Source organism: Sphingomonas sp. 2378 (assembly GCF_038084995.1).
GTDB lineage: Bacteria > Pseudomonadota > Alphaproteobacteria > Sphingomonadales > Sphingomonadaceae > Sphingomonas.
In genome coordinates, this window is sequence record NZ_JAXCMJ010000031.1 from 38,795 (window position 1) to 48,064 (window position 9,270).

At 66.0% G+C, this 9,270-nt stretch carries 6 protein-coding genes and 2 pseudogenes; 3 read left to right on the forward strand and 5 right to left on the reverse strand.

What is annotated here, in order from left to right:
* Window positions 1-50: 50 nt before the first annotated feature.
* Window positions 51-1,154: a plasmid recombination protein gene (locus SM191_RS14230; RefSeq protein WP_341506772.1), complete on the reverse strand. Its 1,104-nt coding sequence runs from the start codon at window positions 1,152-1,154 to the stop codon at window positions 51-53.
* Between the two features lie 308 nt (window positions 1,155-1,462).
* Here SM191_RS14230 and SM191_RS14235 point away from each other — a divergent pair.
* A pseudogene (locus SM191_RS14235) lies at window positions 1,463-1,846 on the forward strand (dicarboxylate/amino acid:cation symporter); the annotation flags it as partial.
* Window positions 1,847-1,892: 46 nt separating this feature from the next.
* On the opposite strand, the gene SM191_RS14240 reads toward SM191_RS14235, so the two are convergent.
* Complete coding sequence (locus SM191_RS14240; protein ID WP_445949864.1) at window positions 1,893-3,722, reverse strand: hypothetical protein; 1,830 nt, start codon at window positions 3,720-3,722, stop codon at window positions 1,893-1,895.
* Between the two features lie 693 nt (window positions 3,723-4,415).
* On the opposite strand from SM191_RS14240, the gene SM191_RS14245 reads away from it, so the two are divergent.
* Window positions 4,416-5,873, forward strand: coding sequence for a benzaldehyde dehydrogenase (locus SM191_RS14245; RefSeq protein ID WP_341506774.1), 1,458 nt, complete (start codon window positions 4,416-4,418; stop codon window positions 5,871-5,873).
* Window positions 5,874-5,910: 37 nt separating this feature from the next.
* Window positions 5,911-7,029, forward strand: a complete 1,119-nt coding sequence (locus SM191_RS14250; protein ID WP_341506775.1) for an NAD(P)-dependent alcohol dehydrogenase — start codon at window positions 5,911-5,913, stop codon at window positions 7,027-7,029.
* A gap of 44 nt (window positions 7,030-7,073) precedes the next feature.
* Here the strand turns inward: SM191_RS14250 and pcaF are convergent, their stop codons facing one another.
* The 3 genes and pseudogenes from pcaF to SM191_RS14265 form a co-directional block, all read right to left on the reverse strand.
* Window positions 7,074-8,276 (reverse strand): 3-oxoadipyl-CoA thiolase, encoded by a 1,203-nt coding sequence (gene pcaF / locus SM191_RS14255; RefSeq protein ID WP_341506776.1) that lies wholly within the window; start codon window positions 8,274-8,276, stop codon window positions 7,074-7,076.
* Between the two features lie 4 nt (window positions 8,277-8,280).
* Entirely contained in the window at window positions 8,281-9,057 is a 777-nt protein-coding gene (gene pcaD / locus SM191_RS14260; protein ID WP_341506777.1) for a 3-oxoadipate enol-lactonase, read from the reverse strand.
* Window positions 9,057-9,270: pseudogene (locus SM191_RS14265) on the reverse strand (succinyl-CoA--3-ketoacid-CoA transferase); the annotation flags it as partial. The pseudogene SM191_RS14265 and the gene pcaD, both read right to left, overlap by 1 nt.

The window sequence follows — 9,270 nt, forward strand, 5'->3', positions numbered from 1 at the left end:
GCGACCTCGATAACCTCGCCGCCGGGTTCAGCGATTGCGATGGTCGTCGCTCATATGCCCTTCCTCGCGTTCGCTTTCACCCGGAGGACGATCTCGGAGACGATATCCGCCCAGGAGATCGTGCCGATTGCCGTACGTAGTCGGGTCCAATCGACGGAGTCGAACCGAAGTCGATCCAGGCTGCGTTTCAGCGCCTGAAGGTCGGCGCCTTCACCGTAGCGACCGCCAACCGTCGCGGGGACATGGCCGCACAGCTGATCGAGCACGCGCTCCTGCACATCGGCGCCGCGCCCCTCGTCCTTGAAGCGGTGGCGCAGCGAGTGGAAGACCAGCCGCGTATCGGCACGAACCTTGGCCTGTTCGATCTTCAGCAGGCGCTGGCCCTCCTCCAGTTCGAGCCGGTCGCGCTTCAGCCGGTCGAACTCGTCCGCCCACTGTGCCGCTCGGGCCTGCTCGGCTTTCTCCGCCTCGACTTTGGCCTTCGCGGCGTCCGCCTCTGCCGCCGCCGCCCGCTTGCACTGCTCGTCCATCTCAGCGGCCTTCTCCGCGAACGGCCGGTACTTGCGCCCGCTGCCCGACACGCCGCGTTGCAGCCCCAGCGGCTTCATCTCGGTCGCGTATTCGTCGTGTGCGCGCTGGAATTCGCCAGGACCGGTGATCTCGCGCCCGTTCAGCGTCCAGCGCTCGCCATCCTCCGGCCGCCGCCCGAACACCTTCTTTACCAGCGGCATGAGGACGACATGAATATGCGGCGTGTATTCGTCGAGGTGGAGCACCATCTGCACGATGGTCACCTTCCGCCAGATCTTGATCGCAGCCAGATAGGCGCGGGCAACCCAATGCCACAGGCGCCGGTCTCGCTCCGCTTCGTCGCCCTGCGCAAAATACTCGTGCGATGCGGTCAGGATCACCTCATGGGCGATGACGCCGTTAGCCCGGAGAGCTTGCGGATCGAGCCCGCGCGAACACAATTCGCGTTGCGCGTCCTCGACCAGTCTTTCGGAACCCTTCAGGAATTCAGGCTCCGGTGCCGCCGGATCGCAATGGGGCAGTTCCTCTGTCCGCGCGTTGTGGCGCTGGATAGACGTCATCCGCTCCCACGACTTGATGGGACCACGATTGTCGAACGTCAGAACGCCATAGTGCTTTGCCATGCCACATACCCCGCTGTGGCAATATGGTCGCCGAGGTCAGGCAAATACGCCATACCCCCCTCAGCGACTTGGCAAAATAAATTCCGAGGCGCCCAATTCGCTAAGCCTAGTAGCGAATGTCACTGTGCCATTTCGTATGGTTATGGTGGATTGCGGACATTGAATTATCGAGGAACGGGCCGCTCGATGATCATTTTGCGGAACGCGAGTGCAGGTTCGTCGGGGCTATCATAAACCTCGATAGTAAGTCGGATCGCCCCATCTGCCTCCATCAGCCATTCGTAGCTATCGCTGACATCAAGCAGGCCATGCGCCTGGCTCCCATTGCGGTCTTCTGCGCGGTCACCGCGACGCTGGCGGAACGCGGCGCGACCGTCATCGGTCAGCTCGCTGTCTTCATGGGCGGCTTCTATCTCGGCCTCGTCATCCTCTGGGGCATCCTGCTGGGGCTTGGCTTTCTGATCGTCGGTTCCCGGTTTCGCGAGCTGATCCGGCTTGTGCGGGAGCCGTTGCTCATCGCGTTCACCACCTCGTCTTCCGAGGCAGCTTACCCACGAATGCTCGAGGCTCTCGAGCGCTTCGGTGTTCCGCCGAAGATCGCGAGCTTTGTCCTTCCGCTCGGCTATTCCTTCAACCTCGACGGTTCGATGATGTACATGACGTTCGCGTCAATCTTCATCGCCCAGGCCTATGGCATCCACATGCCCCTCAGCACGCAGATCGCGATGCTGCTTTTCCTCATGATATCGTCCAGGCGACAACATCGTCCCACGGTACACTGCGGAATTCCAGGCGATCGAGGTCGGCCTTCAGCGTTTCGGTGGATGACCCTTGCCCGTAGCGGCCCCCCACCGACACGGGAGCATGTCCGGCAAGCTGGTCGAGGCTCTGATGGTCGATCCTGAGCCGCCGTCCCTCGCGCTTCATGGTGTGGCGGGTCGAATAGAAAGACTTGTCCGGTTCATGGATGCCGAGCTTGCGTAAGGCGTCGTTGATCCGGCGTGACAGGTATTTGTAGCGGTCGCCATACTTGTCGGCCTCGAGATCGTCGAACAGCCACTCCGCGCCACTGTCCCGCTGCTGGCGGGCGAAGTCGACAAAGCCCGCTTCCAGCAGGATCCAATGGATCGGCACGTCCCGGACCGAGCTGCGCGTCTTCTGTCTGCGCGGGCGTGTTTCATTGTTCGTGGCAGCGGTGGGACGGATGCGGCGATCCCGGCGGAACCGCATGACCCATTCGCCATCATCCTGCACGATCTCGCTCGGCTTGAGCTTGCAATGCTCGCCGGGGCGCGATCCGTGGAACGGTGCCAGGAACAGGATCCAGAACATCGTGTCGTCGCAGGCATCGGGATCGGTCATCAGCGGCGAGGCATAAATGCGCCGCATGTCCTCGTCCGAAAAGTGGTCGCGTTCGTCGCCTTCCCAGGCGGCCCCTTCGACGGAGATGCCTTGCGCAGGATTGCCGGAGATCCACTCCGCATCCTTGGCCACGCTCAGGATCGCGCGGAGGGCGGTCAGCTGCTTGCCGACGGTCGGCGGCGAAAGCGTCGGCAATGCTTTCGCATGCGCCAGCGCGATCTGCTCGGTCAGCGGCAGCGCGCTGACGGCTTTCTTCGGGCGGAACGGCAGTTGCTCGACCAGCGAGATGAACGTCCGCACCATCGCCGGTGTGATCGCTTCGACCATGCTGGTGCCGGTGAGTTCCTCGAAGCGCGCGATCGCCTTCGCGAACTCATCGGCGGTCTTGTCCTTGCCGGTGATCCGCTTGCGCTTGCGCCAGAGACTGAAGGCTTCGGCCAGCGTGTGATGATGGGCCGGGGCAGGGCAGGGTGGTGCTGCCGAAAACGCCGGTGGCGCCGGCGCTATCGCTGGCGCGGCGACGCCGTTCGCCGCCGACGTGACGACGGGGCGCAGTGCTTCACGGATGCCGACCGGCCAGGAGTCGAACGCATGCTCGGCCAGTCGTGTCAGATAGGCATGCGCGACGCGGTCATAGGCAGCCTTGGTGGAAAGGTCGATGGCGGGGACCAGATAGGGCAGGTAGCTGATAGCGAAGTGCAGCGGTTCGTACACGCCGCGCGACAGCAACGCGCGAGCGAGTTCCTGGTAGACGATGCCGCTGGTCGCAGCGTTGCTCTCGAGGATTTCGGCGCGGAGCTGGAACCGGCGGCGCTCCTCATCGTCGTCGATCGACGGGATCAACGCTGGTTCCGGGTCGAGCAGACTCGTCCAGGCCTCGCCGAGATGCTGACGTTCCACGGCTTGGGCATGGGCATTGCTCCACGACGACCGGACGATGGATGCAAGCTTCTGCAATTCGCCGGCGACCGCCAGATCCATCGAACAGGAGAATCGAGCCAGCTTGTCGAAGGCCTGATCGACGAGCTCGTCGGTGGACTGCTGTGCCTCTTGCGCCGCAAGCTTCCGCAGCCGGATCACCTCGCCCTTGTAGTGCGCGCTCCAGGCCGCACGACGCTGTGCGGCGAGATTGGGCTCTGCGGTATTCAGGGAGTGCTGCCAGGACGTCTTGCCGGCAAGGTGACGAATGTCCTTGGGGACATCCATTCGGAACCATGCATTTCGCGAGCTCGCGCGCTTGTGCGAGTGACTCATTCGACGCCCCATTCGTAGCACCCTTTCGTAGCATAGGGCACCTAATGAAGCGTTGATTTCCGCCGTTTTCCGTCAAACTCCGCGACTTGGCGCGGGAATGGTGACCCCTACGGGAGGGATGTCACAGTCACAAAAGGCGCAGATTTGCGGGCTTTTTGTGTCTTGCGATCAGCCACGCTGTACCTGCTTGCTGTACCAACGCGGTTGAGGGCAACAACATAGCGTGTCGGACGGAGAGGACAAGATTAAGGGTTTTCTCGATGACTGGCGCGTTGTTCGCCGGGCGGGGCTGAATACCCCCAACAACCCTGCAGGTATCGGCAGGATATGAAGTTGGTGTTGGACGGACAGCACCGGCCCCGACATGCTTGCCTCCATAAAAGCTAGAGCTTCGGACACGTCGCAACGACAGAACGCGACATCCTATGGAGAGGAAGCGGATGATGGGTACCATGCCATTCCGACGGCATTCGGCATGCCGGCCGCACCGGGAACGTTCGGCGGGTCCGATGGAGGACTCCGACAGCTGTAAGCGCCACCAGCGCATGGCCGACCTGGTCCATGCCACCGTCGATGCCTGACCGAAGGCGCGGGGCGTTCGATACCGCGTCGTCTAATATTTCAACGATCATGATGGAGAGCGATATGACATCCCTGCTCGACGCCGCGCATCTCGATGGCCGGTTCTTCGACGGGAACTGGATCGAGGGCGACCAGGGCTATGATGTCCTCGAACCCGCGACCGGCTCGGTGCTGGCGCAGGCCGCCTCGGTCGACGTCGCGACCGTCGCGCGAACAGCGGCGGCCGCGCGTGCCGCGCAGCAGGACTGGGCGGCGGCGACGTCGGATGTCCGGGCGGGCGTCTTCGTCCAGGCGGCGGCGCTGGCGCGGGCGCATGGCGAGGAGATCGTGACCTGGATCATGCGGGAAAGCGGCTCGGTGCGCGCCAAGGCGGAGTTCGAGCTGGCGATCACGATCAAGGCGATCGAACTGGCGGCGGCCATGCCGCATCAGGCGCAGGGGCTGGTCCTGCCCAGCGAGCCGGGGCGGCTCAGCCTGGCGCGGCGTCGTCCGCTGGGTGTGGTCGGCGTGATCGCGCCGTTCAACTTTCCGCTCTACCTGGCGATGCGGGCGGTGGCGCCCGCGCTGGCGGTGGGCAATGCGGTGCTGCTCAAGCCGGACCCGCGCACCGCGATCTGCGGTGGCCTGGTGATCGCGCGACTGTTCGAACGGGCGGGGCTGCCCGCCGGCGTGCTGTCGGTGCTGCCCGGCGGCGGCGAGGCGGGGGCAGCGCTCTGCGCGGACCCGAATATCGCGATGATCCAGTTTACCGGCTCGACCGAAGCCGGGCGGAAAGTCGGCGAGGCGGCGAGCCGTCACCTCAAGAAGGTATCGCTGGAACTGGGCGGCAAGAATACGCTGATCATCCTGGACGACGCCGATCTGGACCTCGCGACCCGCAATGCCGCGTGGGGCGCGTGGTTGCATCAGGGGCAGATCTGCATGACGGCGGGTCGCATCCTGGTCCACCGCGCGATCTTCGACGCCTTCGCCGCCCGGCTGGCCGACAAGGCGAAGGCGCTGCCCGCAGGCGATCCGATGTCGGGCGCGGTCGCGGTCGGTCCGCTCATCAGCCAGCCACAGCTCGACCACGCGCTCGACATTCTCGACCGTAGCGTCGCCGCCGGCGCACGCGTCATGGCGGGGGGCACAGCGCAGGGCCTGTGCCTTGCCCCCACCGTGCTGGACGGCGTGGTGCCCGGCATGGCGGCGTTCGAGGAGGAGATTTTCGGCCCCGTCGCGGTGCTGGTGCCGTTCGACACGGACGACGAAGCCGTGGCGCTCGCCAACGACACCGAATACGGCCTGTCGGCTGCTGTGATCTCCCGCGATGTCGGCCGTGCCATGGCATTGGGCGAACGGCTGCGCGCGGGCCTGCTCCACATCAACGACCAGACCGTGAATGACGAGGTGGTCAATCCCTTTGGCGGGGTGGGCGCCTCCGGCAACGGGTCCGCAATCGGCGGCCCGGCCAATTGGGAGGAGTTCACCCATTGGCAGTGGGTGACGGTCAAGGGCGCCGCACCCGCCTATCCCTTCTGACGGCTCGCAACGACATAACATGATGCAGGAGATGACAATGACAGACATGCGCAGTATCACCGCCGCCGTGGTTCGCGACCAGGGCGCCCCCTTCGCGATCGAGGAGGCCAAGATCGCCGCCCCGCAAGGGGGCGAAGTGCTTGTCCGGATCGTCGCGGTGGGGGTGTGCCACACCGATATCATCGTGCGCGACCAATATTATCCGGTGCCGCTGCCCGCCGTGCTCGGCCATGAAGGCGCGGGCGTGGTCGAGGCGGTGGGGCCCGGCGTGACCGCCGTCGAGCCGGGCGACCATGTCGTGCTCAGCTTCGCCTCGTGCGGGGTCTGCGGTCCGTGCCTGACCGGCCACCCGGCGCATTGCGGCGACTTCTTCGCGCTGAATTTCGGCGGCGGGCGCAAGGACGGGTCGACCGCCACCTGCGATGCGCATGGTGGGGCGCTGCACGATCATTTCTTCGGCCAGTCCTCCTTTGGCAGTTTTGCGATGGCGCAGGAGCGCAACATCGTGAAGGTCGCCAAGGATGCGCCGCTCGAACTGCTCGGGCCGCTCGGCTGCGGTATCCAGACCGGCGCGGGGGCGGTGCTGCGCGCGCTGAAGGTGCCGTCGGGAGCCAGCTTCGCCGCCTTCGGTTCGGGCGCGGTCGGCCTCAGCGCGATCATGGCCGCGCGCGTCGCGGGTGCCACGACGATCATCGCCGTCGACGTGACGCCCAGTCGGCTCGACCTCGCCAGGGAACTGGGCGCCACGCATGTGGTCAACAGCCGCGAAACCGATGCGGTGGAAGCGATCCGGGAGATCACCGGCGGCGGCGCGGACTTCACGCTGGAGAGCAGCGGTCGGCCCGAGGTGCTGCGCCAGGCGATCGACGCGCTGACCATCATGGGCACCTGCGGCATCGTCGGCGCGCCCAGGCTGGGTACCGAGGCGAGTTTCGACGTGAACATGGTCATGGTGCCCGGCAAGCGCATCATGGGCATCGTGGAGGGCGACGTCGTGCCGCAGGTCTTCATTCCCGAACTGATCGCGCTCCACGCCCAGGGGCGGTTCCCGTTCGACCGGCTGGTGAAGTTCTATGATTTCGCCGACATCAACCAGGCCGTCGCGGACAGCGAAAGCGGCGTGACGATCAAGCCTATCCTGCGGCTGCCCGCCTGATGGGAAAGCGGGCAGGGGGTGTCTGCCCCCGCCCGCTCATGGCGTCAGACCCGCTCCATCATCAATGCGATGCCCTGGCCCACGCCGATGCACATGAAGGCGAGGGCGTAGCGCCCCTGCGTCCGGTGCAGTTCCTCGGCGGCGGTCATGACGATGCGCGCGCCCGACATGCCCAGTGGATGCCCCAGCGCGATGGCCCCGCCGTTGCGGTTCACGCGGGGGTCGTCCTGCGCAATGCCCAGATCACGTAAGGTCGCGATCGCCTGGCTGGCAAAGGCTTCGTTGAGTTCGATCACGTCGAGATCGTCGAGCGCAACGCCGGTCAGCCGGGACAGCTTGCGAGCCGCTTCGATGGGACCGACGCCCATGATGCGAGGCGCGATCCCGGCGGCGGCCATGCCGAGGATGCGCGCGCGGGGCGTCAGGCCGTGTCGCCCCGCCGCCGCTTCGGACGCGACGATCAGAGCCGCCGCACCGTCGTTCAGGCCGGAGGCGTTGCCGGCCGTCACGGTGCCGTCGGCGCGGACGACGGGTTTCAGCCGGGCGAGGGCGTCCAAGGTGGTCCCACGCGGATGTTCGTCCTGCGTGACCACGCGGGGCTCGCCCTTTTTCTGGGGGATGGTGACGGGCACGATCTCGGCCGCCATCCGGCCGCTGGCGATCGCGGCGGCGGCTTTTTGCTGGCTGGCCAGGGCGAAACGGTCCTGATCCTCGCGCGGGATGCGCCATTGATCGGCGACATTCTCGCCCGTCTGCGGCATGGTGTCGACGCCGTACGCCGCCTGCATCGCCGGGTTGACGAACCGCCAGCCGAGCGTGGTGTCCTCGATCCGCTGCGCGCGATCGAAAGCGGAGGCGGCCTTGCCCATGACATAGGGTGCGCGGGTCATGCTCTCGACCCCGCCTGCGATGACCAGTTCGGCGTCCCCCGACCGGATCGCCTGGGCCGCGTAGCCGACCGCGTTGAGGCCCGAGCCGCACAGTCGGTTGACCGTCGTGCCGGGCACCGCCTCGGGCAATCCCGCGAGTAGCACCGCCATGCGCGCGACGTTGCGATTGTCCTCGCCCGCCTGGTTGGCGCAACCGAGGATGGTATCGTCCACCGCGTCCCAGTCGACGCTGCGGTTGCGCTCGACCAGCGCACGGATCGGCACGGCGGCGAGGTCGTCGGCGCGGATATCGGCCAGGGCGCCGTTCAGCCGCCCGATCGGGGTGCGGACGGCGTCGCAGAGGAAAGCGGCGGTCATGCGGTCAACTCCGGTGATTCAGAATGGCTTCGGCCAGCGCATCGGGTGCTTCGAACGGCGCGAGGTGGGCGGCGGGGAGGGCGATATGCCGTGCGCCCGGAATGGCCGCGACCAGATGCTCGCCATGCCCGGTATAGGGCGTCGAGATGTCGCGCTCGCCCGAGATCACTAGCGTCGGACAGGCGATCCCGTTCAACCGATCGGCCAGCGCCATGTCACGGATCGCGGCGGCGCAACCGGCATAGCCCTCGGCCCGCATCGTGAGCAGCCCTTGCCGAATCGTTGCGGCATGGCCGGGCCGCTCGGCGATGAAGGTTGGGGAGAGGAAGCGCGACATGGCAAGATCGACGATTCCCGCCATGCCGTCGCGACGCACCGTGTCGACGCGGGTGGTCCAGGCGGCACGGTCCATTGCGGCCGAGGTGCAGATCGGTATCAGGCCCGTCACGCGGTCTGGCATGTCCAGTGCCATCTGCATCGCGATCATGCCGCCCAGCGACACCCCCGCCACCTGAGCCCTATCCCATTCGGCCGCACTCATCACCGCGGCGATATCGCGGGCCAGCCCGGCCAGGGTATAATCCCCCGCCGACGCATCCGAAGCGCCATGCCCGCGCGTGTCGATCCTCAATAGAGCGACGTGTTCGCGCAACAGCGGCAGGACCGGGCTCCATAGGTCCATGTCGGTGCCGATCGAGTTGAGCAGCACCAGTCGCGGCCGATCCGCTTGGCCTTCGACCTTCCAGTAGATGTCGGCTCCGTCGGATGTCACGAACGGCATCAGGCGACGCCTTCCAGTATATTCGTGGCGAACGGCGCGCTTGTCTTGGCGCGCACCTCCTCCAGCGTGACGCCGGGGGCCATTTCGATCAGCCGCAGGCCCGGCTTGTCGCACGCCATGACGCACAGGTCGGTGACGATCAGGTCGACACAGGCCTTGCCGGTCAGCGGCAGGGTGCATTCTGGCAGGATCTTCGGACTGCCCGCCTTGCTG